The organism is Methylobacterium sp. J-059 (genome assembly GCF_022829485.1).
In the GTDB taxonomy this organism is placed as follows: Bacteria; Pseudomonadota; Alphaproteobacteria; order Rhizobiales; family Beijerinckiaceae; genus Methylobacterium.
In genome coordinates this window covers 63,839-89,892 of record NZ_JAKSYA010000052.1, presented here as the reverse complement: position 1 = coordinate 89,892, position 26,054 = coordinate 63,839, and the positions used below count along the sequence as shown (strand labels likewise).

General features: G+C 71.8%; 24 protein-coding genes. 10 read left to right on the top strand and 14 right to left on the bottom strand.

The window, feature by feature from the left end; all coding sequences use genetic code 11:
- Window positions 1-38 precede the first annotated feature (38 nt).
- On the top strand, window positions 39-3,137 hold the full coding sequence (locus MKK55_RS05635; RefSeq protein WP_243933685.1) for an efflux RND transporter permease subunit: 3,099 nt from the start codon (window positions 39-41) through the stop codon (window positions 3,135-3,137).
- Window positions 3,138-3,146: 9 nt separating this feature from the next.
- Complete coding sequence (locus MKK55_RS05630) at window positions 3,147-3,740, top strand: DUF2147 domain-containing protein (RefSeq protein WP_243933683.1); 594 nt, start codon at window positions 3,147-3,149, stop codon at window positions 3,738-3,740.
- A gap of 216 nt (window positions 3,741-3,956) precedes the next feature.
- Here MKK55_RS05630 and MKK55_RS05625 read toward each other — a convergent pair whose 3' ends face one another.
- The 8 genes from MKK55_RS05625 to MKK55_RS05590 all read right to left on the bottom strand — a co-directional run bounded on the left by MKK55_RS05625 (window position 3,957) and on the right by MKK55_RS05590 (window position 13,228).
- Window positions 3,957-5,378, bottom strand: coding sequence for a DUF2254 family protein (locus MKK55_RS05625; RefSeq protein WP_243933682.1), 1,422 nt, complete (start codon window positions 5,376-5,378; stop codon window positions 3,957-3,959).
- 167 nt (window positions 5,379-5,545) lie between these two features.
- Window positions 5,546-6,712 carry an iron-containing alcohol dehydrogenase gene (locus MKK55_RS05620; RefSeq protein ID WP_243933681.1) on the bottom strand — a complete coding sequence of 389 codons (1,167 nt, stop codon included), beginning with the start codon at window positions 6,710-6,712 and terminating at the stop codon, window positions 5,546-5,548.
- Between the two features lie 102 nt (window positions 6,713-6,814).
- The gene (locus MKK55_RS05615; RefSeq protein ID WP_243933680.1) at window positions 6,815-8,437 is read right to left on the bottom strand and encodes a gamma-glutamyltransferase family protein; all 1,623 of its coding nucleotides are present in this window, start codon (window positions 8,435-8,437) and stop codon (window positions 6,815-6,817) included.
- A gap of 173 nt (window positions 8,438-8,610) precedes the next feature.
- The gene (locus MKK55_RS05610; RefSeq protein WP_243933679.1) at window positions 8,611-9,372 is read right to left on the bottom strand and encodes an SDR family NAD(P)-dependent oxidoreductase; all 762 of its coding nucleotides are present in this window, start codon (window positions 9,370-9,372) and stop codon (window positions 8,611-8,613) included.
- A 160-nt stretch (window positions 9,373-9,532) separates the two neighbouring features.
- Entirely contained in the window at window positions 9,533-9,805 is a 273-nt protein-coding gene (locus MKK55_RS05605; protein ID WP_243933678.1) for a hypothetical protein, read from the bottom strand.
- 43 nt (window positions 9,806-9,848) lie between these two features.
- The gene (locus MKK55_RS05600) at window positions 9,849-10,766 is read right to left on the bottom strand and encodes an outer membrane protein (protein WP_243933677.1); all 918 of its coding nucleotides are present in this window, start codon (window positions 10,764-10,766) and stop codon (window positions 9,849-9,851) included.
- Window positions 10,767-11,179: 413 nt separating this feature from the next.
- Window positions 11,180-12,016 (bottom strand): outer membrane protein, encoded by an 837-nt coding sequence (locus tag MKK55_RS05595; protein WP_147844472.1) that lies wholly within the window; start codon window positions 12,014-12,016, stop codon window positions 11,180-11,182.
- Between the two features lie 198 nt (window positions 12,017-12,214).
- The gene (locus MKK55_RS05590) at window positions 12,215-13,228 is read right to left on the bottom strand and encodes an outer membrane protein (RefSeq protein WP_243933675.1); all 1,014 of its coding nucleotides are present in this window, start codon (window positions 13,226-13,228) and stop codon (window positions 12,215-12,217) included.
- Window positions 13,229-13,444: 216 nt separating this feature from the next.
- Here MKK55_RS05590 and MKK55_RS05585 point away from each other — a divergent pair, with 216 nt between their 5' ends.
- Together MKK55_RS05585 and MKK55_RS05580 are read left to right on the top strand one after the other, a co-directional pair.
- On the top strand, window positions 13,445-13,696 hold the full coding sequence (locus MKK55_RS05585; protein WP_243933673.1) for a hypothetical protein: 252 nt from the start codon (window positions 13,445-13,447) through the stop codon (window positions 13,694-13,696).
- 36 nt (window positions 13,697-13,732) lie between these two features.
- Window positions 13,733-14,041, top strand: a complete 309-nt coding sequence (locus MKK55_RS05580; RefSeq protein WP_243933722.1) for an MmcQ/YjbR family DNA-binding protein — start codon at window positions 13,733-13,735, stop codon at window positions 14,039-14,041.
- Between the two features lie 122 nt (window positions 14,042-14,163).
- On the opposite strand, the gene MKK55_RS05575 is transcribed toward MKK55_RS05580, so the two are convergent.
- The gene (locus MKK55_RS05575) at window positions 14,164-14,790 is read right to left on the bottom strand and encodes a LysE family translocator (protein WP_243933671.1); all 627 of its coding nucleotides are present in this window, start codon (window positions 14,788-14,790) and stop codon (window positions 14,164-14,166) included.
- 117 nt (window positions 14,791-14,907) lie between these two features.
- On the opposite strand from MKK55_RS05575, the gene MKK55_RS05570 reads away from it, so the two are divergent.
- Window positions 14,908-15,801 (top strand): LysR family transcriptional regulator, encoded by an 894-nt coding sequence (locus MKK55_RS05570; protein WP_210248639.1) that lies wholly within the window; start codon window positions 14,908-14,910, stop codon window positions 15,799-15,801.
- Window positions 15,802-15,859: 58 nt separating this feature from the next.
- On the opposite strand, the gene lptB is transcribed toward MKK55_RS05570, so the two are convergent.
- The 5 genes from lptB to MKK55_RS05545 all read right to left on the bottom strand — a co-directional run bounded on the left by lptB (window position 15,860) and on the right by MKK55_RS05545 (window position 22,254).
- Window positions 15,860-16,633, bottom strand: a complete 774-nt coding sequence (gene lptB, locus MKK55_RS05565; RefSeq protein WP_243933721.1) for an LPS export ABC transporter ATP-binding protein — start codon at window positions 16,631-16,633, stop codon at window positions 15,860-15,862.
- An 86-nt stretch (window positions 16,634-16,719) separates the two neighbouring features.
- Window positions 16,720-17,514, bottom strand: a complete 795-nt coding sequence (locus MKK55_RS05560; protein WP_147843208.1) for an LptA/OstA family protein — start codon at window positions 17,512-17,514, stop codon at window positions 16,720-16,722.
- Window positions 17,511-18,275 (bottom strand): LPS export ABC transporter periplasmic protein LptC, encoded by a 765-nt coding sequence (lptC, locus tag MKK55_RS05555; protein WP_147728819.1) that lies wholly within the window; start codon window positions 18,273-18,275, stop codon window positions 17,511-17,513. The genes MKK55_RS05560 and lptC overlap by 4 nt, the downstream gene beginning before the upstream one ends.
- Window positions 18,276-18,752: 477 nt before the next feature.
- On the bottom strand, window positions 18,753-19,379 hold the full coding sequence (grpE, locus tag MKK55_RS05550) for a nucleotide exchange factor GrpE (RefSeq protein ID WP_279596003.1): 627 nt from the start codon (window positions 19,377-19,379) through the stop codon (window positions 18,753-18,755).
- Between the two features lie 82 nt (window positions 19,380-19,461).
- Window positions 19,462-22,254 carry a [protein-PII] uridylyltransferase gene (locus MKK55_RS05545; protein WP_147843209.1) on the bottom strand — a complete coding sequence of 931 codons (2,793 nt, stop codon included), beginning with the start codon at window positions 22,252-22,254 and terminating at the stop codon, window positions 19,462-19,464.
- 299 nt (window positions 22,255-22,553) lie between these two features.
- On the opposite strand from MKK55_RS05545, the gene MKK55_RS29205 reads away from it, so the two are divergent.
- The 5 genes from MKK55_RS29205 to MKK55_RS05520 all read left to right on the top strand — a co-directional run bounded on the left by MKK55_RS29205 (window position 22,554) and on the right by MKK55_RS05520 (window position 26,023).
- Complete coding sequence (locus MKK55_RS29205; RefSeq protein ID WP_210246691.1) at window positions 22,554-22,799, top strand: AbrB/MazE/SpoVT family DNA-binding domain-containing protein; 246 nt, start codon at window positions 22,554-22,556, stop codon at window positions 22,797-22,799.
- The gene (locus MKK55_RS05535) at window positions 22,783-23,139 is read left to right on the top strand and encodes a type II toxin-antitoxin system PemK/MazF family toxin (protein WP_147728174.1); all 357 of its coding nucleotides are present in this window, start codon (window positions 22,783-22,785) and stop codon (window positions 23,137-23,139) included. The genes MKK55_RS29205 and MKK55_RS05535 overlap by 17 nt, the downstream gene beginning before the upstream one ends.
- A 108-nt stretch (window positions 23,140-23,247) precedes the next feature.
- Window positions 23,248-24,231 (top strand): aliphatic sulfonate ABC transporter substrate-binding protein, encoded by a 984-nt coding sequence (locus MKK55_RS05530; protein ID WP_243933667.1) that lies wholly within the window; start codon window positions 23,248-23,250, stop codon window positions 24,229-24,231.
- 225 nt (window positions 24,232-24,456) lie between these two features.
- Window positions 24,457-25,089 (top strand): LysE family translocator, encoded by a 633-nt coding sequence (locus MKK55_RS05525; RefSeq protein WP_243933665.1) that lies wholly within the window; start codon window positions 24,457-24,459, stop codon window positions 25,087-25,089.
- A gap of 79 nt (window positions 25,090-25,168) precedes the next feature.
- On the top strand, window positions 25,169-26,023 hold the full coding sequence (locus tag MKK55_RS05520) for an ABC transporter permease (protein ID WP_243933663.1): 855 nt from the start codon (window positions 25,169-25,171) through the stop codon (window positions 26,021-26,023).
- The last annotated feature ends 31 nt before the right edge of the window (window positions 26,024-26,054 follow it).

Sequence of the window (26,054 nt, the reverse complement as noted above, 5' to 3'; positions counted from 1 at the left end):
CCGCCCCGCCAAGTGATGCAGAAGGAACGGGCCGCCCGATGCGCCTGAACGTCTCGGCCTACGCGATCCGCAACCCGATCGGGCCGCTGGTCCTGTTCCTCGTGCTGATCGTGCTCGGCCTCGTCAGCTTCCGCGGGCTCGCGGTGACGCGGATGCCGAACGTCGACGTGCCGATCGTCTCGGTGGCGATCACGCAGTCGGGCGCGGCGCCCTCCGAGCTCCAGACCCAGGTCACGAAATGGGTCGAGGACTCGATCGCCGGCGTGCGCGGGGTCAAGCACATCACCTCGGCGATCACCGAGGGCTCGTCCGTCACCACCGTCGAGTTCCGGCTCGAGGTGAACACCGACCGGGCCGTCAACGACGTCAAGGACGCGGTCTCGAAGATCCGCATCAACCTGCCGCGCACCATCGACGAGCCGGTGATCAGCCGGGTCGAGATCGCCGGCCTGCCGATCCTGATCTACGGCGTCACCGCGCCGGCGATGACGCCCGCCGACCTGTCCTGGCTCGTCGAGGACAGGTTCGCGCGCATCCTCCAGGGGGTAAAGGGCGTCGGCGGCGTCGAGCGGGTCGGGGGCGTGGCGCGCGAGATGCGCATCGAGCTGCAGCCCGACCGGCTGCTGGCGCTCGGCATCACCGCGGCCGACGTCAACCGGCAGGTGCGCCTGACCTCGGCCGACATGGCGGGCGGGCGCGGCGAGGTCGGCGGGCGCGAGCAGTCGATCCGGACGCTGGCCGCCTCGCGGACGCTCGCCGGCCTCAAGGCCACCTCCATCGTCCTGCCCGGCGGCCGCAAGGTGCGCCTCGCGGATCTGGCCACCGTGCGGGACGCGATCGAGGAGCCGCGCACCTTCGCCCGCTTCGACGGCCGGCCGGTGGTCGCCTTCGCGGTCTCGCGCGGCTCGGGCGCGAGCGACGCCGAGGTCGCCGCCGGCGTCGAAAGGAAGATCTCGGAGTTCGCGACCAGCTACCCCGACGTGAAATTCGAAAGGATCGACTCCTCGGTCTCGGCCACGATCGGCTCCTACGATTCGGCGATGCACACCCTGATCGAGGGCGCGGCGCTCGCCGTGCTGGTGGTGTTCCTGTTCCTGCGCGACTGGCGCGCGACGCTGATCGCGGCCTTGGCGCTGCCGCTCTCGGTGTTCCCGACCTTCTGGGCGATGGACGCGCTCGGCTTCACCCTGAACGGCATCAGCCTGCTGGCGATCACCCTGGTGACCGGCATCCTGGTCGACGACGCCATCGTCGAGATCGAGAACATCGTCCGCCACATGCGGATGGGCAAGTCCGCCTACCGGGCGGCGATCGAGGGCGCCGACGAGATCGGGCTCGCCGTCATCGCCATCACCGCGACCCTGATCGCGGTGTTCGCGCCGGTGTCGTTCATGCCGGGGATCGCCGGGCGCTACTTCATCCAGTTCGGGCTCACCATCGCGGTCTCGGTGTTCATGTCGCTGCTGGTCGCGCGGCTGATCACGCCGATGCTCGCGGCCTACTTCCTGCGCGACCACGCCCACCACGCGGAGCGCGAGGGGCCGGTGATGCGCGCCTACGGCTGCCTCGTCGGCTGGTCGGTGCGCCACCGGGTGGTCACCCTCCTCGTCGGGCTGGCCCTGTTTGCCGGCTCGCTCGCCTCCACCGGCCTGCTGCCCTCCGGCTTCGTGCCGAAGCAGGACAACGCCCGGACCCTGTTCATGCTCGAGCTGGCGCCGGGCGCGCGGCTCGCCGACACCATCGCCGTGTCCGACCGGGTGGTCGCGCGCATCCGCGCCCTGCCCGAGGTGGTCTCGGTCTTCGTCGACGGCGGCCGGCAGGTCGGCGGCAAGCGGGAGACGCGGCTGGCCACGCTCACCGTCAACCTGACGCCGAAGAACGCCCGCGCCCAGTCGCAGGCCGCCGTCGAGACCGAGATCGCCGGGCTGATCGCGCAGGAGCCCGACATCCGCTCGTGGTCCCTGCGCGACTCGGGCCAGCGCGACCTCGCCCTCGTGGTCGGCGGCCCCGATGCCGGCGTGGTGGCCGAGGTCGCCGCCAGGCTCCAGCGCGACATGGCCGCGATCCCCCACCTCGTCGCGGTGATGTCGACGGCGCCCCTGAACCGCACCGAGGTCCGCATCCGCCCGAAGCCCGGCGTCGCGGCCGATCTCGGCGTCTCGACCGACGCCATCGCCGAGACGGTGCGGGTCGGAACGATCGGCGACATCGGCCTGAACCTCGCCAAGTTCAACGCCGCCGACCGCCAGATCCCGATCCGGGTGCAGCTGCCCGACAGCGCCCGCGGCACGGTCTCGCGGCTGGAGAACCTGAAGGTGCCGGCCAACAACGGCACCGCGGTGCCGCTGGCGGCGGTGGCCGACATCGAGCTCGACCAGGGCCCGGGCGCGATCGACCGCTACGACCGCGTCGTGCGCGTGGCCGTGGAGGCCAACATGGAGGGCTCGGACGCGCTCGGCTCGCTGATCGCCCAGGCGCTGGAGACGCCGACCGCCAAGAGCCTGCCGCCGGGCGTCACCATCCGACAGACCGGCGACGCCGAGATCATGGGCGAGGTCTTCTCCGGCTTCCTCCTGGCGATGGGCGCCGGCATCATGATGGTGTACGCCGTGCTCGTGCTGCTGTTCGGCTCGTTCCTGCAGCCGCTGACGATCCTGTTCTCGCTGCCGCTCTCGATCGGCGGCGCGATCCTCGGCCTGCTCGTGATGAGCATGCCGATCTCGATGCCGGTGGTGATCGGCATCCTGATGCTGATGGGGCTGGTGACCAAGAACGCGATCATGCTGGTGGATTTCGCCGTCGAGGAGATGGGACGCGGCGTCGATCCCGTCACCGCGATCGTCGAGGCCGGCCGCAAGCGTGCCCGCCCGATCGTGATGACGACGATCGCCATGGCCGCCGGCATGGTGCCCTCCGCGATGGCGCTCGGCGTCGGCGGCGAGTTCCGCGCGCCGATGGCGGTCGCGGTGATCGCCGGGCTGATCGTCTCGACCCTGCTCTCGCTGGTCTTCGTGCCGGCGGTGTTCCTGCTGATGGAGGGCTTGAGCCGCGTCCTCGGACGGGTGCTCGGCCGCTTCGTCGGCGCCCGCGACGAGGCCGGCACCGCGCCCGCGGCCCATCCCTCCCCTTCCCCCTGAGGAAACCGAATGACCGTCATGTCCGCCCGCGTCTCGACCTTCGCCCTCCTCGGCCTCGCCGCCGCCTCCGCCCTCGGGGCCAGCCCGGCGGCCGCGGCCGACCCCACCGGCACCTGGTTCACCGAGGACGGGCGCGCCCGGGTGCGGACCGAGCATTGCGGGCCGGGCGGCGCGAACCTGTGCGGCTACGTCGTCTGGGGCTCGAAGCCGCTGGGCGAGGACGGCAAGCCGAAGATCGACCGCTACAACCCCGACCCGAAGCGGCAGGCCCGGCCGCTCCTCGGCCACCAGATGATCCTCGGCCTGAAGCGCAACGAGGAGGGCCGGTTCGTCGGCAAGATCTACAACGGCGACAACGGCAAGTCCTACGACGTGACGATCTGGAGCGAGACCCCCGCCGAGCTGTCGGTGAAGGGCTGCCTGATCTCCGTGCTGTGCCAGACCCAGACCTGGACGCGGGTGGGCGACGTGGTGCCCGGCCAGCTCACCGCCGCGACCGACACCCCCGGCGGCCCGCGCTCGGACCCGGAATGGGCGGGGAAGCCCGGAGCCGCGCCGAAGCCCGCGGCCGCCAAGCCGGCGGGTGCGACCGCGCCGAAGTAGCGGCGCGGCGTTCTGGCGAACGCGCCTCGCCCCAAACTACCCCCTCATCCTGAGGTGCGGCCGCGCGGCGGCCGCCGCGAAGGAGCCTTCCAGTGGTCGCGCGATCCCCGGGAGCCTCCTTCCAGGCGTCCGCTTCGCGCAAGCACCTCAGGATGAAGGCGCGGGCGGGACGAGTGGCCGGAAGTTCCCGAGAACGGGGCCGCTGTCCGCGGCGGGTCAGCCGGTGGTTCCCGGCACGCGGGTCGATCGCGAGTTGAGCGTGCCGTGGCTTTCGGCCAGCGCCCGCGTCGCCGCCGCGACCGCCGCCGCGCCGTCGTCGAAGCCGCGCGTGGCCAACGCCGCGGCGAGGCCGTCGAGGGCGGCTTCGAGCTCGCGGGTCAGCACGTGCTCGCCGAGGGCGGAGAGCGAGCGCTGGGCGATGCCGGCGAGGCGGTCGGCCGTCGGCGCGGCGACGTGGCCGAGCAGGATCGCCAGGCTGTCCATCGCCTCGGCGAGGGTCTGGCACTGGATCGATTCCGAGGCGACGACGATCACCGCCTCCAGCGCATCGGTGGCCGCGGTCGGGGCGTGGTCGGCCAGGATCACGTGCGCGCCCAGTGCCTCCGGCGGGTCGACCTCGCCGGGGCTCCAGCGGGCGACGATGTCGCGCAAAGCCAGGAGCACGACGCGGCCGGGGCTGGGGTTCGACTTCGCGGTCGAGACCGAGGTCCAGGCGATGGTCGCGAGCTGGTGCAGGCCGTAGCCGGCATCGTGCCCGAGGTCGCGCCCGTCGTCGAAGGTGAGCGCCCGCCCGCACGCGGCCTCGACCGCCTCCCGCGCTTCCGCTTCCAGCACGAAGCCCGGCCGGGCCCGGATGTCGAAGAGCGGGTCGCCGAGCGCCCGGAAGGTGCCGACCGGAACCCGCATCCGAACCTCGACGGCGTCCGGCGCGGCGCGCGCGATCGCCGCCTGGATCCGGTCTGCGTCGAGGCCGACGACGTAGCCGCGCTCGGTCGCGCGCACCACCGCGCGGACGTCCCAGCCCGGCCGGGGCGTCCGGCGGGTGCGCGCGAGCAGGCGCTCGTCGTCGGCGCGGGCCTCGAGGATCTGCTCGTGGATGAACTGGACGATGCGCTCGGGCCGCATCTGATCGATGGTGTTGTAGAGCATCACGATGACGAGGCAGAGGGCGAAGGTCGTCATTACCAGCGCCAGGCTCGTGCCGAAGACCGGCCGGTGGAACTCGGTGTTGGTCACCAGGGTCATCAGCACGAAGACCGACAGGCCGACGAAGTAGCCGAAGTAGAACTGGTTGGTGCGCCTGGCCATGAACTGGTCGGTGACCTGCGCGGTGAGCGAGGCCGCGCCCTGCTGCACGGCGATGAGCAGCAGCGAGAAGGTGATCGACGTCACGGTGATGATGCTCGACGCCACGGTGGTGAGCAGGCCGCCGAGCGCGGCGCGGTCTCCGAGCAGCGCGCCGAGCCAGCGGAAGCCCGTGGGCGCCGCGCCGCCGGACCACGAGCGGTCGGCGAGGTAGACCAGCGCATTGAGCCCGACGAAGCCGACGATCGTCGCGAGCGGCAGTGCCAGGAACTGCCGGAAGGACCGCCGGACGGCGGCGACGACGCGGTTCGGGACCGTCTCGATGGCTGGCATGGTGGGTGGCGTCGCTCCTGTGTGCCCCCCCTATACGGACATCGACCCGAAAAGGACCGGCCGAAGCGCGAGAGCGACGGAAGCGGTCGCGCCTCAGGATGAGGGCGGTGGCTGGATCGCGGCCAAGGCCGTCGGCGACGGCCAAGATCGCCTCCTCGAAGGCGCCCTCAGGCGGTGCCCGCCAGCGCCGCGGCGTAGATCGCGCGCGCGTCGGCGCGGGTCACCGTCCGCGGGTTGTTCACCAGGAGCCGCGTCTGCTTCATCGCGTCGTCGGCGAGGCGGTCGAGGTCCGTCTCTGCGATGCCGACCGCCGCGAGCGAGGCCGGGACGCCGCAATCGCGGCAGATCGCGGCGAGCGCCGCGACGAAGCGGTCGGCCGCCTCCGCCGCCGGCCGGTCGCGGGCGTCCGGGTCGAGGATCGGCGCGAGCTCGGCGTAGAGCGCCCGCGCCTCCGGCAGGTTGAAGCGCAGCACGCCCATCAGCACCAGCGCGTTCGAGAGCCCGTGCGGCACGTGGAACAGCGCGCCGATCGGGTAGGCGAGCGCGTGCACCGCCGCCACCGGCGCGTTGGCGAAGGCCATGCCGGCGAGCATCGACCCGAGCAGCATCCCGGAGCGCGCCTCGACATCTCCGCCGTCGGTGCAGGCGATCCGGATATGGCAGGCGAGCAGCCCCAGGGCCTGCCGGGCGAGGCCGTCGGAGATCGGGTTCTTGCGGTGGCGGCTGGTATAGGCCTCGATCGCGTGCACCATCGCGTCGATGCCGGTGGCCGCGGTGACGGCGGCGGGCAGGCCCAGCGTCAGCTCCGGGTCGAGCACCGCCCAGTCGGGCAGCAGGCGCGGGGCGACGACGCCTTTCTTCTCTTGCGTGGGCGTGGTGACGATGGCGATCGGCGTCACCTCCGATCCGGTGCCGGCGGTGGTCGGCACCAGGATCAGCGGCAGGCGCTCGCCCGTGGCGAGGCCGACGCCGTAGATCGCGTCCAGGGCGTCGTCCGAGCGGGCGAGGTAGGCCACGAGCTTGGCGGTATCGAGCGCCGAGCCGCCGCCGATCGCGAGCACCAGCTCCGCGCCCGACGCCCGCGCGAAGGCCGCGGCGGTCTCGACCACGTGGCTCGGCGGGTCCGCGACCACGTCCGCGAACACGTCGATGCGGCAGCCGGCCTGCGCCAGCGCCGCCTCGGCCGCCCGCGTCAGCCCGGCGGCGCGCACGCCCCGGTCGGTCACCAGCAGGATGGTTCGCGCGCCGAACTTGGCGACCAGCTCGGGGATCTTGCCCGCCGCCCCGGCCTCGAACAGCAGGTTCGGCGTGGTCTGGAACAGGAACGGGTTCATGGCCGGGAGCCTCGGCGGACGGATGTTTCGCCGCGCCAGCCTAACCGCTCGGCGCGCGATCGCCAGCGGCGACCCGGGATGCCGCGTCGGGGCGCTTCGGCCTCACCAGACCACCGCCTGCCCGTCGCGGCGCGGGTCGCTGGCGGCGGCGTAGCCTTCGACGCCGGGGTCGCCCATCCGCCAGATGAACTGGCCGGCGCCGAAATCCTGGTAGCTGTCCCGGATCACCGCGACCCGGTGGCCGCGGGCGACGAGGCCGTCGAGCGTGTCCGCCGGCATCGCGGATTCGGCGTTGATCTCGAGGCCCTGGTTGAAGCGCCAGCGCGGGGCGTCGCAGGCGGCTTGCGGGTTCTGGGCGTGGTCTATCATCCGCACCAGCGTCTGCACGTGGCCCTGCGGCTGCATGTTGCCGCCCATCACGCCGAAACTCATCACCGGGGCGCCGCCCTGCGTGAGGAAGCCGGGGATGATGGTGTGGAACGGGCGCTTGCCCGGCGCCACGCAATTCGGGCTCGCTTCGTCGAGGACGAAGCCGTAGCCGCGGTTCTGCAGCGACAGGCCCCACTCCGGCACCACCACGCCGGAGCCGAAGCCCATGAAGTTCGACTGGATGAAGCTCACCATCATCCCGGATTCGTCGGCGGCGGTGAGGTAGATCGTGCCGCCGCGGACCGGGTTGCCGGCGCCGAAATCCTGCGCGCGGCGCGGGTCGATCAGCTTGGCGCGGGACGCGAGGTAGGCGTCGTCGAGCATCGCCTCGGGGCTCACCCGCATCGCGGGCCCGTCGGCGACGTGGGCGTAGGTGTCGGCGAAGGCGAGCTTCATCGCCTCGATCTGCAGGTGCTGCGCCTCCGCCCCGTCCACCGCCATCCCGTCGAGGTCGAAGCTCTCGAGGATGCCCAGCGCGATCTGCGCGGCGATGCCCTGCCCGTTCGGCGGGATCTCGTGCAGCGTGTAGCCGCGGTAGTCCTTGCGCGTCGGCGTCACCCATTCCGGGCGGTAGGCGGACAGGTCCGCCACCGTCATCGCGCCGCCGTTCGCGCCCGCGTGCCGCGCCATGGCCTCGGCGATCTCGCCCTCGTAGAAGGCTTTGCCCTTCGTCTCGCCGATGGCGCGCAGCGTCCGCGCGGCGGCCCTGAGCGTCACCAGCTCGCCGACATCCGGCGCGCGGCCGCGGGGCAGGAAGAACTCGGAAAAGCCCGGCTGGCGCACGAGGTCGGGGACCGCTGCCGCGGCGGCCCATTTCTGCTGCACCACGATCGGCGCGAGGTAGCCGCGCTCGGCGATCTCGATGGCCGGCTCCAGCAGGTCGGCGAAGGGCAGCTTGCCGAAGCGCTCGGACAGGGCGACCCAGGCGCCGACGGCGCCCGGCACCGTCACCGAATCCCAGCCGCGCATCGGCGGCCGCGTGGCCGGGCCGTATTTCCGGGCGAAGTAGTCCGGCGTCCAGGCGGCCGGCGCCCCGCCCGAGGCGTTCAGGCCGTGCAGTTCCTGGCCGTCCCAGAGGATGCAGAAGGCGTCCGAGCCGAGCCCGTTGCTGCACGGCTCGGTCAGCGTCTTCGCCGCGGCGGTGGCGATCGCCGCGTCGACCGCGTTGCCGCCCTTCCACAGCATCCGCATCCCGGCCTGCGCCGCCAGCGCGTGCGAGGTCGCGACCACGTTGCGGCCGAACATCGGCATGCGGATCGAGGGATAGGCGGAGGTCCAGTCGAAGGTTTGCGACATGTCGGGTCAGCTCACTGAGGGTCGGCGCGTGACGTCCGGGTTTCGATAAGGGGTCATCCCTTGTCCGGGGCCGAGGGCGAAGCCCGGTCGGTTCGTCGGGCTTCGCCCGACCCCCGCCGAAGGGACGATCCCATCGGACTTCCCTTCGTTGCGACGCAGGATTCGTGCGCGGATCAGCGCGCCTGCATGCGCAACGCGCCGTCGAGGCGGATGGTCTCGCCGTTGAGCATCGGGTTGCGGACGATCGCCAGCACGAGGTCGGCGTATTCCTCCGGCCGGCCGAGGCGGGCGGGGAAGGGCACCGCGGCCCCCAAGCTGTCCTGGACGTCCTGAGGCAGGCCGAGCAGCATCGGCGTGCCGAAGATGCCGGGCGCGATCGCGCAGACGCGGATGCCGAGCGGCGCGAGCTCGCGGGCCGCCGGCAGCGTCAGCCCGACGATGCCGGCCTTCGAGGCGGCGTAGGCGGCCTGGCCGACCTGTCCCTCGTAGGCAGCGATCGAGGCGGTGGAGACGATCACCCCACGCTCGCCCCCGTCGAGGGGATCGAGCCCGGCGGCGCCCGCCGCCACCAGCCGCATCAGGTTGAACGAGCCGACGAGGTTGACCTGGATCACCCGGACGAAGCCGTCGAGCGAGGCCGGGCCGTCGCGCCCGACGATGCGGGCGGCCGGCGCGATGCCGGCGCAGTTGACGAGGATGCGGGCGGGACCGTGCGCCTCGGCCGCCCGCGCCACGGCGGCCTCGGCGCTCGCCGCGTCCGCCACGTCGCAGGCGATGCCGATCCCGCCGAGCGTGGCGGCTCGAGCTTGCGCCGCCGCCCCGTCGAGGTCGAGCAGCGCCACCCGCGCGCCGGCCTCGGCCAGCGCCTGCGCCGTCGCCGCCCCGAGCCCGGAGGCCCCGCCCGTCACGATCGCCGAGAGACCCTGGATCCGCATCGCCCGCTCCCGCCAAGCCCCGCGCGCGCGGCGCGGAGCCGGATGTCTAGCGGAACGAGCGGCGGGCGGAAGAGGCCGGCGCAACATGCTTTTCCCTCCCCCGCAGAGGGGGGAAGGGCGGCAGGTCCCCGTTCGGGTCGGGCGCGCTTCGAAAGCCGCCTCAGCGCGGCGGCGGCTCGTTGTACATCGGAACGTTGTCGTTGCGCGGCAGGTAGGCGCGCACGACCGGGCCGTAGACGCGCGGCCCGGCATAGGCGCCGTACCGGCGGTCGAGGCCGGCCGGGGGGAGGGGGCGATGCGCGAGGCGGCGCGGCGCGACGCGCGGGGCCGCCTCGGCGTAGCCCGGCCCCTCGGCCGCGGCGGGGCCGGCGAGCGACAGCGTCGCCAGCAGGCCCGCGAGGGCGGCGAGGGGGAGCGAGATCCGAACGGGCATCGGGGTCATCCGGCGCGAGGGAAGGCGGTCGGCGGCTTGCCGGTCAGAACTTGACGGCCGCGCCGCCGCGGACGGTGTTGAGGTTGGCCCTGTGCCCGTCGAAGTCGTTGAACAGCACGTACTGGTATTCGGCGCGGAGCAGGATGCTCGGCGTGATCGCGTATTCGAGACCGCCGCCCAGAGCGACGCCGCCGACCGTCTTGGTCTTCGACTTGCTGACATAGGTGGAGTAGGGGACGCCCGTCGTGGGATCGGTCTGGCTGAACGTTCCGGCACGATAACCGAAGTTCTCGACGTAGGCCGGCTTGCCGACCGTCAGAGCCTGGTTAGCGTTGTAGGTGGTGGCGTTGTATCCCGAATCCTCAATGAACACGCCGTCCGCGATGCGGGCGCGACCGATCGCGAAACCGCCCGTTACGTAAGGCAGAAGGTTGCCGAAGGCGTAGCCTGCGCGCGCGCGGATTGTCCCGAAATCGTTGATCTTGGTGCTCGAGGCGCCGTTCAGGCTGACCGTCTCGAGATAACCGAGGCTGTTGGTCTTGAAACGGGAGATGCCGTCCGAAGACGAGCCGCTGCGCCCGAAGCTGGTGTAGTCGACTTCGATACCGAGGACGACGTCGTCGAACTGGACATTGTAGCCGGCGTACCCGCCGAAGCTCACGTCGCCCACGCGTCTGGGCTTCGACGTTAACAGGTTGGAGGCGCCGAAGTCCGACTCGGCAGTCGAGTTGTGCGTCTGCTGGATGATCAACGGCTGATACGACCTCTGGAACCCGAGCGCGGCCGAGCTGTACCCGCCGTGCCCGCCGACATACACGCCGCTCCAGTCGATCGCCGTGACCGCGACCGGCGGGTCGTAGTCGGGGCCGCGGAGGAAATCGTAGTCGAGGTCGGCGGCGCGGGCCGTGGTCGGGCCGGCCAGGCACAGGGCGGCAAGAAGTGCGCGGGAAGTCTTACGCATCGCGGTCGTCCTCGGGGCGGCAACACGACCGCACTACGAAACCTGTTCTCTCTTGATAGGAGAGTAACCTTAATGGCTGGTTTCGATATCGGCCGGCGTGCCGTGCCAATGCGGGGACGCGACGCGAAAACCGGAACGAAGACGGGATTTTACCGCACGTCCGCGCCCGGTGACCGGGCCGAGGCTTCGATCCGCGGATCGCGACGCCACCCCGACCGCCGACGCCCGTCGCTTCGGGCGTCGGCTCGCCCGCCGTGCCGCGGACGAGCGCCGGCATATGACGGTCGCGAGGTGGGAAATCCGATACCGCCCGGGGGCGGTCACGCCCCCGATCCAGCCATCTCTCCGCAGGGCAAGGGGCCGCGCGAGGCCCGCGGCCGCTTCGCGTCCGTCGGCGATCGCCCGGTCGCGGATCAGTTGCCGTAGGCGCTGCCGCCGAGGCCGGCGAGGCTCGGGCCGCTGCCGAAGCCGCCGAGGTCGTAGCGCAGGCCGAGGCGGAACTCGTTGGCGGCGATGTCCTTCAGCCGCGTGCCGGCGTTGTAGGCGTCGAGCCCGCTCTTGGCGTTGCCGAAATCGACGTAGCGATAGGCCGCGTCCAGGCTGAAGCCGCCGCCGATCGCGTAGGAGACGCCGCCGGTCAGCGCCCAGGCGAGCGAGGCGACCGAGCGGTTCGGGCGCGCCACGGCGGTGCGCAGGCCGGTGCCGGGGTTGCCGTCGCAGGCGTCGACCGTGCAGGTGGTCTGGGTGTAGCCGCGCGCCACGCCCATGTCCGAGACGCCGATGCCGGCGCCGACATAGGGCGTCAGCCCCCACCAGGTGCCGAGGTCGGCGTAGACGTTGACGAGGGCGGTGAGCGCGGAGACCTGCGCCGCCTCGACGTTGTAGCCGGTGGCGAAGTTCGAGCGCGAGGAGGCGGCGCCGTAGCGGGCCGGCTCGCGCTGGTCGACGGTCGCGTCGACGCGCAGCCACGGGGTGATCCGGTAGCCGACGCCGCCGCCGTAGCCGGCCGCATCGCTCAGGCGCAGGCCGACGAGCGGCGGCATGCCCGGGTCGTTCGCGTCCGCCCGGGTGTCGTCGTGCGGGCGCGCGTAGGCCGATTCGGTGAAGTCGGCCCGCAGGTACCAGCCGCCGCCGACCGCGACCGGCGGCGCCATCGGCGGGGGCGGGGGCAGCAGGTCGGCGGCCTCGGCGCGGCCGATCCCGAGGAGAAGCAGCGCCGCGGCGGCGAAGCGGCGTTCGAGCGCAGCCATGGGGAAAGTCCTCACGCAAGATCAACGGTTGCATCCCGTAGGACGACTTGACGAGGACCCTAAACCCCAAATCTTGTGAACGGCTTAACCGTATTTCTCGGTCCGTGGCGTGCGTCTCGACCCTGAAACGAAAGGAGACGGCGCGGATCGGATCCGCGCCGTCTTCGATGTCGAGGCCGTGCAGGTTCGGTACGTGTCTCAGTACTTGCGGACGAGCGGGCCCGGGGCCGGCTGATAGTCGGGCACCAGCGGCGGCAGCGGCGCGGCGACGAGGCCGCCGAGCAGGTAGCGCACGCCGATCTTCACGTCGTGGGCCTCGATGTCCTTAATCTTCACGCCGGCTCCGGCCTCGCCGCAGCAGGTGGAGAAGCTGGCGCCGGTCGAGGCGTGGCCGAGGTTCAGGTAGCGATAGGCGAGCTCGACCTTGAACGCGTCGGTGACGTTGTAGGCGAGACCGGCATGGAGCGCCCAGGCGAAGCTGCCGGTGGTCTTGTCCTTGTACGACTTGGTCGTCGCCTGGCTGTTGTAGACCGGCGTCGCGTTGCCGTTCGCGTCGACCGTGTAGGTCGGGGTGTAGTTGTAGGTCGGCGGGGCGCAGGGGCAGCCGCCGTATTGCGGGTTGCCGTAATCGTAGGCGTAGGTCGGGCTGGTGAACTGGCCGTTCGTGCCGTAGCCGGAGACGTGGTTGAAGGCGTAGCCGGCGCCGGCGCCGATGAACGGCGTGATGCCGTACCAGGTGCCGAGGTCGAAGTAGGCGTTGGCGAGGACGACGGCCGAATCGAAGTGGCCGCTCGACTTGTTGATGCCGTACGAGCCGACGCCGTTGTCGTAGTCGGGGCCCCTGTAGTACTCGCTGCCGCGCAGGCCGGTGGAGTAGCGGTACTCGCCGGTCACGTCGCCGCGCAGGAACGGGGTGAACTGGTAGCCGACGCCGACCCCGGCGAAGCCGCCGCCGCCGACCTCGTTGCCGTAGGAGCGGTTCGCCTCCGGGTAGCCCGCATAGTCGTAGGACGTGCTGTACTTCGCCCGGTCGTAGACGCTGGCCCCGACGTCGCCGCGCAGGTACCAGCCACCGCCGACCTCGATCGGCGGGGCATAGGGCGGCGGGGGCGGGGGCGGCAGCAGGTCGGCGGCTGCGGCCAGTGAGGGCGCGCCGACGCTCGCCGCGAGCGTCAGGGTGCGCACCAAAGCGACGAGCTTGGAGCGGGCCATAAGAATTCCTTCACGCTTAAATGTGCCGGAAGCTTTCGGTGCCGGCTCTGGTGACCTCCCGGACCATGGCGGCAAGGTCTTAAAGCTGGCTTAACGTTAAAACTTAGCGTTATGGATTGTTTGAGGTGCGCAATCCTACACGTCCCCGATGCGGTCCTGCGGACACAATCGCCGTTCCGGGCGTTGCCTGCACAGCCTCCACCGAGCGAGATCGACATGACGCGCCTGTTCATCGCCGACGTCCGGACCCCGTCCGGCCCGCGCCCCCTGGTCACGGTGCGCGCGGCCTCGGAGGCCGAGGCGCTGCTGTTCCTCGAGGCGCACTACCCCGAGGACCGGATCGAGGCGGTGGCCGAGCCGGGCGAGTGGGTCAGCGATGCCGCGACCGGATCGAACCCCGGCGACGTCCGCGAGCATCCCGGCAGCACCTGGCCGACCAGCCTGTCGCGGGCGCCCGCCGGGCCCTGAGCGGTGCTGCCGGAGGACGTGCGCGCCCTCGCGCTGATGCTGCCGGAAGCGATCCCCGGCGCGCACAAGGGCAACCCGGATTTTCGCGTGGGCGGCCGGGTCTTCGCGACGCTGTGGACCGAGGAGGACCGGCTGGTGCTGCGGCTGTCGCCGGAGGACCAGGAGCGCCTGCTGGAGGCCGAGCCGGACCTGTTCTCGGCCATCGACGGCGCCTGGGGCCGCCGCGGCTGGACCAACCTCGACCTCGACGCCTGCGAGGAGGAGATTTTGCGGGACGCCCTGCTCGCCGCCTGGCGCGCCACGGCGCCGGCCGGGCTGGTCTCGGTCTACGAGCCGACGGCGTGAGGGCGGCCGCTCCGCGAGCCGGTGCTGAGCGCCGCCCGCTTGCGTCATTCGGCCCGGCGCCGTGGTGGTGATCGGGACGGCCCGGCGGCCCGTCGATCGCCGGGCGGGTCGTCGGGCTCGCCTCAGGCCTCGGCGAGCAGCTTGGCCGCGAACGCACCGAGCATGCCGCCCATCAGCCAGCGCTGCGCCCGCATCCAGGACGGGCGCCGGGCGAGGCCGGCCGCCAGCGCCCCGGCCGTGGTGGCGATGACGACGCCGAAGGCGAGGTTGAGGGCGATGTGCATCAGGCCGAGCACCAGGGTCTGAGCCAGTACGCTGCCGTGGCCGGGGATCACGAATTGCGGCAGCAGCGCGAGGTAGAGCAGCGCCGCCTTGGGGTTCAGCAAGGTCGTGGCCAGCCCCATCGCGAGCACCCGGCATGGGCCGGCCTGCGGCAGGTCCGCGGCCTGGAACGGCGAGACGCCCCCGGGGCGCACTGCGGACCAGGCGAGGAGCAGCAGGTAGGCCGCCCCGGCGAGCCGCAGGGCATCGTGGGCGTAGGGCACCGTCGCAAGCAGTGCCGTGATCCCGAAGGCGGCGCAGGTCATGTAGAGCAGAAACCCCAGCGCGCTGCCCACCAGCGAGACCAAGCCGGCCCGGCGCCCCTGCGCGATCGAGCGCGAGATCAGGTAGATCATGTTCGGCCCCGGCGTGATCGCCAAGCCGAGGATCACCGCGCCGTAGGCGACGAGGGTGGGATGGTCGGGCATCGTCGGGCTCCTGCCGCACGCTTCGTGGCGGCGCAGCCCCGGATTTCCCATCCGCCCTTCGATCGGTAAAATACCATCTCAAGATCCCTGTGATACGGCTGGGCTATCGAAGTGACCGTGGACGTCCGGTTGATCCGGCACCTCTGGCTGTTCCTGGCGGTGGCCGAGGCACGGCATTTCGGGCGTGCCGCCCAGCGGCTCGGCATGTCGCAGCCCCCGCTGAGCGAGGGCATCCAGACCTTGGAGCGGATGCTGGGCGCGCGGTTGTTCGACCGCGACCGCCGCGGCGTGCGGCTCACGCCCGCGGGCGCCGCGATCCTGCCGGCGGTGCAGGTCTTCGCCGGCCAGGTCGAGCGCTTGGAGCGGGCCGTGCGCGAGGCGGTCGCAGGCCGGACCGGCACGCTGACCGTCGGCGCGATCAACTCGGCGCTTCTGGAGGACTTGCCGCCGATGGTGGCGCGCCTGCGTGCGGCCCGGCCGGGGCTGACGATCGCCGTGCGCGAGATCGACAGCGTCGAGGCGGTGCCGCTGATCGAGGCGGGCGAGATCGATCTCGCCTTCGCGCGCCTGGAAGGGGAACTCGGCCCGAACATCCGCTCGCGGCCGGTCGCCACCGATCGTCTCGCCGTCGCCCTGCCGCGCGATCACCGGCTGACCGGCATGGCGGCGGTCCCGCTGGCGCTGCTGGCCGATGCGGATTTCGCGATGTTCGCTCGCCGCTCCAGCCCGGTCTACTTCGACCGAGTGACGGCAGCCTGCCACGCGGCGGGGTTCGCGCCGCGCATCGTGCACGAGGTCCGCGCCGTGACCTCGCAGATCGCCTTCGTGGCCTGCGGGCAGGGTGTTGCGCTGGTGCCCCTGCGCTTCGAAGGGCTTGCCCCGCCCCAGGTCGTGATCCGACCGCTGGCCGAGAACGTTGAGATCGTCGCGGCGGCCCTGGTCTGGTCGGACGCCCGCAGCAATCCTCTTGTCGACGCGGCCATCGCGTCGTTCACGGAGCCGACCGGATGAGGCTTCCCACCCCGAGCGGTCCCTCCGGTCACGACACCGGGCCCGCCCGGAGCCGCCGCTACAGCCGGAAATCCTCGCCGAGGTAGAGCCGGCGCGCGTCGGCGTTGGCGACGATTTCCTCCGGGGTGCCCTCGGTGAGGATGCGGCCGGAATGGGCGATGTAGGCGCGGTCGATCAGGCCGAGCGTCTCGCGGACGTTGTGGTCGGTGATCAGCACGCCGATGCCGCGCTGCTTCAGGTGCTTGACGAGGTCCTGGATGTCGCCGACCGCGATCGGGTCGATGCCGGCGAAGGGCTCGTCGAGCAGCATGAAAGTCGGCGACGAGGCCAGCGCCCGGGCGATCTCGCAGCGCCGCCGCTCGCCGCCCGAGAGCGCGATCGACGGGGACTTGCGCAGGCGCGCGATGTCGAATTCCTCGAGCAGCGAATCGAGCTTCCTCGCCCGCGCCTTGCGGTCGGGCTCGGCGACCTCGAGCACGGCGCGGATGTTGTCCTCCACCGTCAGGCCGCGGAAGATCGAGGCTTCCTGCGGCAGGTAGCCGATGCCGAGGCGCGCGCGCTGGTACATCGGCAGGTGGGTGATGGCCAGGCCGTCCAGCGTGATGTGGCCGCGGTCGGCCGCCACCAGCCCGGTGATCATGTAGAAGATCGTGGTCTTGCCGGCGCCGTTCGGCCCGAGCAGGCCGACCGCCTCGCCGGTCCGCACCGTGAGCCCGGCCTCGTGCACGACGGTGCGCGCGCCGTAGCTCTTGCGCAGGCCGCGGACGCTGAGGATGCCGGGGCCGCCCTCGACCTCGGACGGCACCGCCTCGGGCCGGGCGCGGCCGAGCACCCGCCCGAGCCAGGACGGGCGCGGGCTCGCGGTCTCGGACCGGTGCGGGGAGAGGGCCTGACCGCCGGGGACGCCGATCGAACCGCTCAATTGGCCTGGGCCCGCGTCTTGCCGTCGGACTTGCCGTCGCCCTTGGCGGCATCCGTCTTGGCTGCGTCACCCTTGGCTGCGTCGGCCGGCTTCGGCGCGGTCCTGGCGATGCCGGCGGGCTGCGCGCAGCCCTTGGCGGGCTTGTCCTTCTCGGCCTTCTCGCCCGGCACGAACAGGGCGGAGACGCGCCCGCCCGGCACCGGGTCCATGTTCGCGCGGCCGGTGTTCATGTCGTAGACGAGGCGTTGGCCGCGGGTGACGTTCTGGCACTGGCTCAGCACGACGTTGCCGGTGAGCACGATGCGCTTGGCCGCCTGGTCGAACACCGCGCTGTCGCCGGTGGCGACCTGGTCCTTCTGCACCACCGTGACCGGGCCGGCGCATTCCACCTTCTGGATGCCGTTCTCGCCCATGCCGGCCGCATCCTTGGGCTTGTCCTCGGCCTCCGCGGCCGGGCTCGCCTTGTCCTTGGCGTCCTTGTCCTTGCCGCGCTTGTAGTGGACCGTCATCGTCGAGCAGCGGATGGTGCTCTCGCCCTGCACGGCCACGACGTTGCCGGCGAAGATCGCCTTGCTCTCGCGGTCGAACACGTCGAGCCGGTCGGCGTCGATCTTGATCGGCTCCTTGCCGCCGCCCATCGATCCGAACGGCGAGGTCGGATCCTTCTTCGGCGCCGCCGCGACGGCCGGCTTCTCGGCCCGGGCGGGCGCGACCGGCAGCGCAACGGAGAGAAGCGACGCGGCCGCGAAGGCGGCGGCGAGCCGCGCCGGCAGACCGGACAGGCCGGTCATGGGCGGCCGTCCGTCGGCTCGGCCGAGGAGGTGAGGACGCGCAGGGGCGCCTTGGCCGGCTCGGCCTTGTCGTCGGCCTTCGCGTCCTTGGCCTTGTCCTGGTGGAACACGGTGTGGACGTTGCCGATGAACGAGATCACGCGGCCGTTCTCGACCACGTCGAGCCCGTCGGCGACCACCTGGCCGCTCGGCACCGACACGGTGACGGTCTCGGCCGATTTCACGCTGCCGGCCTTGAAGTCGACGGCGGCCGATTGCAGCCGCGCCTCCTCGCCCTTGTCGGTCCAGATCCGGATGTCCTGCTTGAGGTCGAGCGCCTCGCGGGTGGTGTCGAACAGCCCGGTCGCCGCCTCGATCCAGGCGAGGCCGCCCTTGTCGTCGGTGGCGACGTGGCCGCGCATCGCCTCGAGTTCGATCAGGCTCGGCTTGCGCATGTCCTGCAGCGCGGCGGTGGCGGTGACCTCGTAGCCGCGGTCGCCCTTGCGGAAGCCGGAGAGCTTCGGGTTCTCCATCCGCACCTTGGTGCCCGACAGCGTCACCGGCCCGACGCTGACGCCGGGGATGACGGCCGCGAACGGGTTGAACAGCCAGGCTCCGAGCGCGATCACCGCGCCGCCCGCGACCAGGGGCAGCACCCGGCGCAGCGTGCGCACCTGGGCGCTGTGGCGATGGGCGCGCGCATGCGCGCGGGTGCGGCGCAGGTCGGTCCGACCGCTCGCCTGGGCGTACCCGTTCATCTCGACCGCGTCGACGACCTGCATGACGATTCCGATGCGCGACGCTGGGGCGATGCGCCCGCGAGCCCGGCCCCGACGCTTCGCGCGCCGCGCCGACTCGTCCGGGATGCGCCCGGCCGATGGCGAAGTTATGGCCCAAGCGTTTCCGAATGTTCAACTGTCGCCTGCATCCGGAAGCCGTGCGGGCGAGGATTCGGCGGACGCGCCGTGCGTTCGCGCACGGCGATGGCGCGGCCGTTCCCGGATGGCGTGCGCTGGCGGCGCCCGACCCGGGCGGGCCGCTGTCGGACTGTCCTGCGACGCCCGATCGCCCGTCCCTCCCGCCCGGCGGGGGAAAGGGCGCCTTTCCCGTTCGAGAGAGGCGGCGCGGTGCGTGGCGGGATCGATCCGGCGCCGAGACCCCGCGCAGCCGCGAACCGACGGGCCGGGCAGGAAGGCGTCGCGGCGGCGCCCCCGAGGCGGGACCGCAGGCCGGACGAGGCCCGGCCTGCCTCGGCCGCCTTACGCCTGCGCGGCGTCCGCCGGCGCGCCGGCCTTCGGGCCGCCCTTGGCGACGCCGACCAGGGCCGGGCGCAGGGTCCGGTCGCCGATGACGTAGCCCGACTGGACCACCTGCACGACGGTGCCGGCCGGCACCTCCGGGTCGGGCACCTCGAACATCGCCTGGTGGCGGTTCGGGTCGAAGCGCTGGCCCTTGGGCTCGACCACCTTCACGCCGTGGCGCTCCAGGGTCTTGGCGAGATCCCGCTCGGTCAGCTCGATGCCGTCGATCAGGCCCTTCAAGGCGCCCTCGGCCGAGGCCCGCGCCTCGGCCGGGGCGCTGTCGAGCGCGCGGCGGATGTTGTCGGCGACGTTGAGCACGTCGCGGGCGAAGTTGGTGACCGCGTAGGTCCGGCCGTCGGCGACCTCGCGCTCGGTCCGGCGGCGCAGGTTCTCCATCTCGGCCAGCGTGCGCAGCGTGCGGTCCTTCAGCTCGTCGCGCTCGGCGGTCATCGCCGCGAGCTTCGCGTCGGCGGCCGACCCGTCCTGGGACGCGGGGGCGTCGTGCGGCGCCTCGTGCGCCACGCCGGCCCCGGCCTCGACCGTGCTCTGGCGCGGGTCGTCATGCTGCATGTCGTTGCTCGTCATCGCGAAAAGGGCTCGCCGGGTGATTTCGGGGTCGGCGTTGATATCAGGCGCGCGGGCCGCGAAATCAACCCGGCGAAGCACATCACGCCTCCCGCGGCGGCGGCGCGGCGACGAGCGCCTCGAGCCCTTCGGCCTTCATCACCGCCACGTCGCCGGCGAAGACCTCCATCACCGCGCTGCGGATCGCCGCCTGGCGGTCGGGCTGGGTGACGCGGGTGCCGGTCAGGTCTGTGACGTAGAACACGTCCACCGCCCGCTCGCCGAAGGTCGCGACATGCGCCGAGGTGATGTTGAGGTTGAGGCGGTTCAGCGCCGTGGTCAGCTCGTAGAGCAGGCCCGGCCGGTCGAGGCCGGTGACCTCGACCACCGTCTCGCGGCTGGACAGCGCATTGTCGATCGCCACGTCCGGCGGGACCAGGAAGGTCTTGGCCCGGCCGGCGGAGGGCGGGTGCTTGTCGGCCACGAGCTCGGCGATCTTGATCTCGCCCTTGAGCGAGCGCTCGATCGAGGCGGTGATGCGCCGGCCGCGGCGCATCTCGTCCTCGTCGCGCTCGAAGGCGCGGGAGATGAAGATCGAATCGAGGGCGAAGCCGTCGCTGGTGGTGAAGGCCTGGGCGTCGACGATGTTGCCGCCGGCCGCCGCGCAGGCCCCGGTGACGATGGCGAGCAGCCGCGGGTGGTCGGGCGAGTACACCGTCAGCTCGGTGACGCCGCGGACCGGATCGGTCTCGACGTCGGTGGCGCTGGTGCGGCCGGCCTCGATCGCCTGGCGGATGAAGCCAGCGTTCTTGAACTGGCGCACGCCGTCGACCTTCAGCCAATAGGCCTGGTTGTGGCGCGCGGCGTAGGCGTCGAACACCTCCGACGACCAGTCGGGCAGCTGCTCGCGCAGGCCCATCTGGATCAGCCGGACGCGGTCGGTGCGGGCGATCTCGGAATGGCCGCCCGACAGCACCACCTCGGTCTCGTCGTAGAGGGTGCGGATCAGCGTGCCCTTCCACGCGGTCCAGACGCCGGGGCCGACGGCGGTGATGTCGGCGACGGTGAGGATCGTCAGCAGGCGCAGGCGCTCCAGCGTCTGCACCACGGCGGCGAACTTCTCGATGGTCTTCGGGTCCGAAAGGTCGCGGCTCTGGGCGGTCATCGACATCAGGAGATGGTGCTCGACGAGCCAGGCCACCGTCTCGGTCTCGGCCTGGGTCAGGCCGAAGCGCGGGCACAGCTTCTGCGCGATCGCCGCGCCGGCGATCGAGTGGTCCTCGGGCCGGCCCTTGGCGATGTCGTGGAGCAGGATCGCGACGTAGAGCGCGCGCCGGTTGTGGATCGCGTTGACCAGGCGCGAGACCAGCGGGAACTGCTCCTCGGTGCGCCCGGAATCGATCGCCGCGAGCACGCCGAGCGAGCGCAGCAAGTGCTCGTCCACCGTGAAGTGGTGGTACATGTTGAACTGCATCATCGCGACGATGCGGCCGAAATCCGGGATGAAGCGGCCGAGCACGCCGGCCTCGTTCATCTGCCGCAGCACCGATTCCGGCGAGTTCTTCGAGGTCAGGATCTCGAGGAAGAGGCGGTTGGCCTCCTCGTCGGCGCGCAGGGCGTGCCCGATCAGGCGCAGGGAGCGGTTCGCCAGGCGCTTGGCGTCGGGATGGATCGCGAGGTTGTGCCGGTCGGCGAGCCAGAACAGGCGCAGGAGGTTGACCGGATCGCGCTCGAACGCGTCCTCGGCGCGGACGTTGACCCGGCCGTGGTCGAGCCAGAAATCCTCCGCCTCGATCGCGGTGGCGCGGAACCGGTCGCGGAACTTGCCGATCCAGCGGTCGAGCACCGGCGTGCGCTTGGCGTGGCGCGCCTCCAGCTCGGCGCAGACGATGGCGGTGAGGTCGCCGACGTCCTTGGCGATCAGGAAGTACGCCTTCATGAAGCGCTCGACGCCCGACAGCCCGCCGCGCGGCCCGAAGCCGAGGCGCTCGGCGATCTTCGGCTGCAGCCCGAAGGACAGCCGCTCCTCCGCGCGCCGCGTGACGAAGTGCAGGTGGCAGCGCACCCGCCACAGGAACTCGTCGCAGCGCTCGAACAGGCGGTACTCCTCCGCCGTGAACAGGCCGGCGGCGACGAGCTCGACCTGGTCGCGAACCCGGTAGGTGTACTTGGCGATCCAGAACAGGGTGTTGAGGTCGCGCAGGCCGCCCTTGCCGTCCTTGACGTTGGGCTCGACCAGGTAGCGCGAGGAGCCGGCCTTGGTGATGCGGCCGTCGCGCTCGCGCAGCTTGGCCTCGACGAACTCGTGCGCGGTGCCCATCACCAGCTCGGCGTCGAACCGCGTCACCAGCTCCTCGAACAGCACCCGCGTGCCGAACAGGAAGCGCGCCTCCAGGAGCGCCGTGCGGATCGTCATGTCGGCGCGGGCCTCGCGCAGGCATTCCTCGACCGAGCGGGTGGCGTGGCCGACCTTCAGCTTGAGGTCCCACAGCACGTAGAGCATCGCCTCGACGACGCTCTCCGACCATGCGGTCTGCTTGTAGGGCAGCAGGAACAGGAGATCGATGTCGGAGCCCGGCGCCATCGTGCCCCGGCCGTAGCCGCCGGTCGCCACCACCGCGAGCTGCTCGCCGGTGGAGGGGTTGTCGTTCGGATAGAGCCGCCAGACCACCGCGTCGTGGATCGCGCGCACCACCGCGTCGGTCAGGTTCGACAGGGCGCGGGCGCAGCGCATGCCGTCCCGGTCCTTCAGAAGCTGCGCCTCGGCCGCCGCGTGGCCGGCCTCGATGACCCGCTTCAGCTCCGGCACCAGGACGGCGCGGAGCTTCGTCGGCTCACGAGCCTCGCGATCCAGGGCATCCAGAACCTTGTCCAGGGCAGCGACGGCATCGAACATGGGTACCCGTTAGCATGAACTGCCGGTGCTGCCAGCGGGGCCGGGCTTCCGGACCGGCGCGCGGCGTCGAGCCAGGGTCCTCGAGCCGGGGCTCGTCAACGAAGGGCCTCGGGCGAGGGGCCGCGAGCAAGAGCCACGCCGAAGCCACGCTCGATCCGGATCCGCCGGAGCGGGCGGGGTGCCGGTGGGCGAGCTTTGACGCGCCGTCCCGGGGATCGTATATACGAAGGCGATACGTTGATGCGAGCGCGGCACGGTGCCGTTCGAAGCTTGGTCACAGCCATGCCAGGGAGGTGCGCGTGATCGTTCAGTTCTCCCGATGGGGCAACAGTCTCGCCCTCCGCATTCCGGCGCAGATCCTGCGAGACGTCGGCGCTGCTGAAGGCAGCACGGCCGAACTGAGTGTCGAGGAGGGGCGGATCGTCATCGCGCCGCGCGCAGAGCCGCCGCGCTACACCTTCGACGGCCTGCTTGCCGGCATCACCAAAGAGAACCTGCACGACGACCAGTTCGAGGGGCGGACGGTCGGTGACGAGATCTGGTGAGCCGCCCTATTGCCCTGATCTCGGCGACCTGATCTTCCTCGAGTTCAGTCCGCATCTTGGGACCGAGCAGGGCTTCACCCGGCCCGGGCTCGTCCTCACGCCGCGGTCCTACAACGGCCTCGTCGGGCGCTGCTTCGCGTGTCCGGTCACCAGCCGCGGACGTGGCTACCCTTACGAGGTGGCCCTGCCGTCCGGGCTGAAGATCCACGGCTTCGTCCTTGCGGACCAGGGCAAGCCGCTCGCCTGGGCCGAGCGCTACGCGCGCTTCGTCGACGTCGCGCCGGCGGCCGTGATCGATGACGTGAAGGCGAAGATCGCGGCGTTCCTGCAACTCGGTTGATGCCGATCGTCCACGGCTGTGCGTCCTATATTGCGGAATTGTCGTTTGACATAAAGAACGCACCGGCCTAGCTCGGATCAAACGCCCGATCCGAAAAGGACTGTCCTCATGCGCCTTGCCCGCCGCGCGCTTCTCGGTGCCGCCCTCGTGCTCGCTCTCCCGGTCGCCCTGCCCACCGCCTTGTCTGCGCCCGCCGGCGCCGCCGAGGTCAAGGAGGTCCGCCTGGACTGGGCGACCTACAATCCGGTCGGGCTGGTCCTGAAGGACAAGGGGTTTTTGGAGGAGGCGCTGAAGCCGAGGGGCATCACCGTGCGCTGGGTCCAGTCGCTCGGCTCCAACAAGGCGCTCGAATTCCTCAATGCCGGCGCGATCGACTTCGGCTCCTCGGCCGGCGCCGCCGCCCTCGTGGCGCGCATCAACGGCAACCCGATCAAGGCGGTCTACGCCTTCTCGCGGCCGGAATGGACCGCGCTCGTCACCCGCAAGGGCAGCGGCATCGCGCGGGTCGCCGACCTCAAGGGCAAGCGCATCGCCGTGACCCGCGGCACCGACCCGCACATCTTCCTGATCCGCGCCCTCCAGGGCGCCGGCCTGACCGAGCGCGACGCCAAGCTCGTCCTGCTCCAGCACGCCGACGGCCGCACGGCGCTCGACCGCGGCGACGTCGACGCCTGGGCCGGCCTCGACCCGATGATGGCCGCGGCCGAGATCGAGAACGACGACGTGCTGTTCTTCCGCGACGCGAGCGCCAACACCTGGGGCCTGCTCGACGTGCGCGAGGCGTTCGCCCAGGAGAACCCCGAGCTCGTCCGCACCGTGATCGCCGCCTATGAGCGGGCGCGGCTGTTCGCGATCGAGAACCCGGACGCGCTGAAGGCGGCCCTGGTCGCCGCGACGAAGCTGCCCGAGCCGGTGATCGCCCGGCAGGTCGCCCGCACCGACCTCTCCGAGCCGGCGGTCGGCAAGGCCCAGGCGGCCTCGATCCAGGCGGCCGGCCTCGCCCTGCAGCAGGCCGGCATCATCCCCGCCGGCACCGACGTCGCCGCCGCCGTCGACGGGCTGATCGACACGCGCTTCAACCCGGCGCGGTAGGCGAGGGCGTATCGAGCCCCGCTCGCATCGGTCGTCGCAGAGCCGTATCGTCCGCGCGATCCGCAGCGCGGCTCCTTCTCCCAGGGGGAGAAGGGTGGGATGAGGGGCGTGCCTCAGACGGAAAGGTCACACCCCTCACCCTGTCCCTCTCCCCCTGGGAAAGGGGGCCCGCGCCGCGATATGCCCACGGTCCGGTCGACGCACACAGCAGGAGCGACCGGAGGCATGCCCGAGATCACGAACCTCCTCGCCTTTGCGCTTGTCTCCCTCGGCATGGTGCTGACGCCGGGGCCGAACATGGTCTACCTGGTCTCGCGCTCGCTCTCGCAGGGGGCGGGCGCCGGGCTGGTCTCGCTCGGCGGGGTCGCGGCGGGGTATCTCGTCTACATGCTGGCGGCGGCCTTCGGCATCACCGCGCTGCTGCTCGCCGTGCCCTTCGCCTACGACGCCCTGCGCCTTTCCGGCGCGCTGTACCTGATGTGGCTGGCCTGGCAGGCGGTGCGGCCGGGCGGGCGCTCGCCGTTCCAGCCGCGGATGCTGCCGCCCGACGGGCCGCGGCGGCTGTTCGCGATGGGGTTCCTGACGAACCTCCTCAACCCGAAGATCGCGGTGATGTACCTGTCGCTGCTGCCGCAGTTCATCACGCCGGGGCACGGCAGCGTGCTGGTGCAATCGCTGGTGCTGGGGTCGGTGCAGACCGGGATCAGCATCGGCGTGAACGCGCTGCTCGCCGTCACCGCCGGGTCGGTGGCCGCCTTCCTCGGCGGGCGCCCGGCCTGGATGGTGGCGCAGCGCTGGCTGATGGGCACTGTGCTCGCTGGCCTCGCGGTGCGGATGGCGACCGAGGCGCGGCGCTGAGCCCGCGGCGGTGCTATAGGGCCGCCGACCCTCCAGCTCCCGACGGTCCGATGCCACACCTTTCCGAGCTCGACGCCCGATGACCGGACCCGCGGCCGCTCCGGCGGCGAACGCCGCTTCCAACCTCGCGCCAAGCGCCGCCCCACGGGCCGGACGCGCGGTCTCCCCGCGCTTGGGCCGGGCCGGCCTCGGCCTCCTGCTTCCGCTGGCGCTGGCGCTGGGCTGGGAGGCGGCGGTCCGTGCCGGCCTGGCGCAGGGGCGGCTGCTGCCGCCGCCGAGCCGGATCGCGGCGACGCTGTGGGAGCTCGCCCGCTCGGGCGACCTGTGGATGCACGTCTCCGCGACGCTGGTGCGCGTCGGCCTCGGCTTCGCGCTCGGCGCGGCGGCGGGGATCGTCGCGGGCGCGCTGACCGCGACCCTGCCGACCCTGCGCCGGCTCGTCGACCCGAGCCTGCAGGCGTTGCGCGCGGTGCCGTCGCTCGCCTGGGTGCCGCTGTTCATCCTGTGGTTCGGCATCCTCGAGACGCCGAAGGTGATGCTGATCGCGGTCGGCGTGTTCTTCCCCGTCTATGTCGGGGTCGCGGGCGCCATCGCCTCGGTCGACCGCAAGCTCGTCGAGGTCGGGCGGATCTTCCGGCTATCGCGGGCGGCGCAGGTCCGGCGCATCCTGCTGCCCGCGGTGCTGCCGGCCACCGTCACGGCCTTGCGCACCGGCCTCGGGCTCGGCTTCCTGTTCGTGGTCGCGGCCGAGCTGATGGGGGCGTCCGAAGGTCTCGGCTACCTGCTGATCGACGGCCAGCAATTCTCCAAGCCCGAGCAGATCCTCGCCGCGATCATCGCCTTCGCGGTGGCGGGCAAGCTCGCCGACGCTTTGCTGGTCGCGCTCACGACCCCGCTGGTGCGCTGGCAGGACACGGCGCGGGACGCGCTCTGATCACGATCGCCGTGGGACGCGCTCCGACGGG

Bases quoted from the DNA above. Each gene is read 5' to 3' on its own strand.
- MKK55_RS05635 (WP_243933685.1), top strand. From the start codon at position 39: ATGCGCCTGAACGTCTCGGCCTACGCGATCCGCAACCCGATCGGGCCG.
- MKK55_RS05630 (WP_243933683.1), top strand. From the start codon at position 3,147: ATGACCGTCATGTCCGCCCGCGTCTCGACCTTCGCCCTCCTCGGCCTC.
- MKK55_RS05625 (WP_243933682.1), bottom strand. From the start codon at position 5,378: ATGCCAGCCATCGAGACGGTCCCGAACCGCGTCGTCGCCGCCGTCCGG.
- MKK55_RS05620 (WP_243933681.1), bottom strand. From the start codon at position 6,712: ATGAACCCGTTCCTGTTCCAGACCACGCCGAACCTGCTGTTCGAGGCC.
- MKK55_RS05615 (WP_243933680.1), bottom strand. From the start codon at position 8,437: ATGTCGCAAACCTTCGACTGGACCTCCGCCTATCCCTCGATCCGCATG.
- MKK55_RS05610 (WP_243933679.1), bottom strand. From the start codon at position 9,372: ATGCGGATCCAGGGTCTCTCGGCGATCGTGACGGGCGGGGCCTCCGGG.
- MKK55_RS05605 (WP_243933678.1), bottom strand. From the start codon at position 9,805: ATGCCCGTTCGGATCTCGCTCCCCCTCGCCGCCCTCGCGGGCCTGCTG.
- MKK55_RS05600 (WP_243933677.1), bottom strand. From the start codon at position 10,766: ATGCGTAAGACTTCCCGCGCACTTCTTGCCGCCCTGTGCCTGGCCGGC.
- MKK55_RS05595 (WP_147844472.1), bottom strand. From the start codon at position 12,016: ATGGCTGCGCTCGAACGCCGCTTCGCCGCCGCGGCGCTGCTTCTCCTC.
- MKK55_RS05590 (WP_243933675.1), bottom strand. From the start codon at position 13,228: ATGGCCCGCTCCAAGCTCGTCGCTTTGGTGCGCACCCTGACGCTCGCG.
- MKK55_RS05585 (WP_243933673.1), top strand. From the start codon at position 13,445: ATGACGCGCCTGTTCATCGCCGACGTCCGGACCCCGTCCGGCCCGCGC.
- MKK55_RS05580 (WP_243933722.1), top strand. From the start codon at position 13,733: ATGCTGCCGGAAGCGATCCCCGGCGCGCACAAGGGCAACCCGGATTTT.
- MKK55_RS05575 (WP_243933671.1), bottom strand. From the start codon at position 14,790: ATGCCCGACCATCCCACCCTCGTCGCCTACGGCGCGGTGATCCTCGGC.
- MKK55_RS05560 (WP_147843208.1), bottom strand. From the start codon at position 17,514: ATGACCGGCCTGTCCGGTCTGCCGGCGCGGCTCGCCGCCGCCTTCGCG.
- lptC (WP_147728819.1), bottom strand. From the start codon at position 18,275: ATGCAGGTCGTCGACGCGGTCGAGATGAACGGGTACGCCCAGGCGAGC.
- grpE (WP_279596003.1), bottom strand. From the start codon at position 19,379: ATGACGAGCAACGACATGCAGCATGACGACCCGCGCCAGAGCACGGTC.
- MKK55_RS05545 (WP_147843209.1), bottom strand. From the start codon at position 22,254: ATGTTCGATGCCGTCGCTGCCCTGGACAAGGTTCTGGATGCCCTGGAT.
- MKK55_RS05530 (WP_243933667.1), top strand. From the start codon at position 23,248: ATGCGCCTTGCCCGCCGCGCGCTTCTCGGTGCCGCCCTCGTGCTCGCT.
- MKK55_RS05525 (WP_243933665.1), top strand. From the start codon at position 24,457: ATGCCCGAGATCACGAACCTCCTCGCCTTTGCGCTTGTCTCCCTCGGC.
- MKK55_RS05520 (WP_243933663.1), top strand. From the start codon at position 25,169: ATGACCGGACCCGCGGCCGCTCCGGCGGCGAACGCCGCTTCCAACCTC.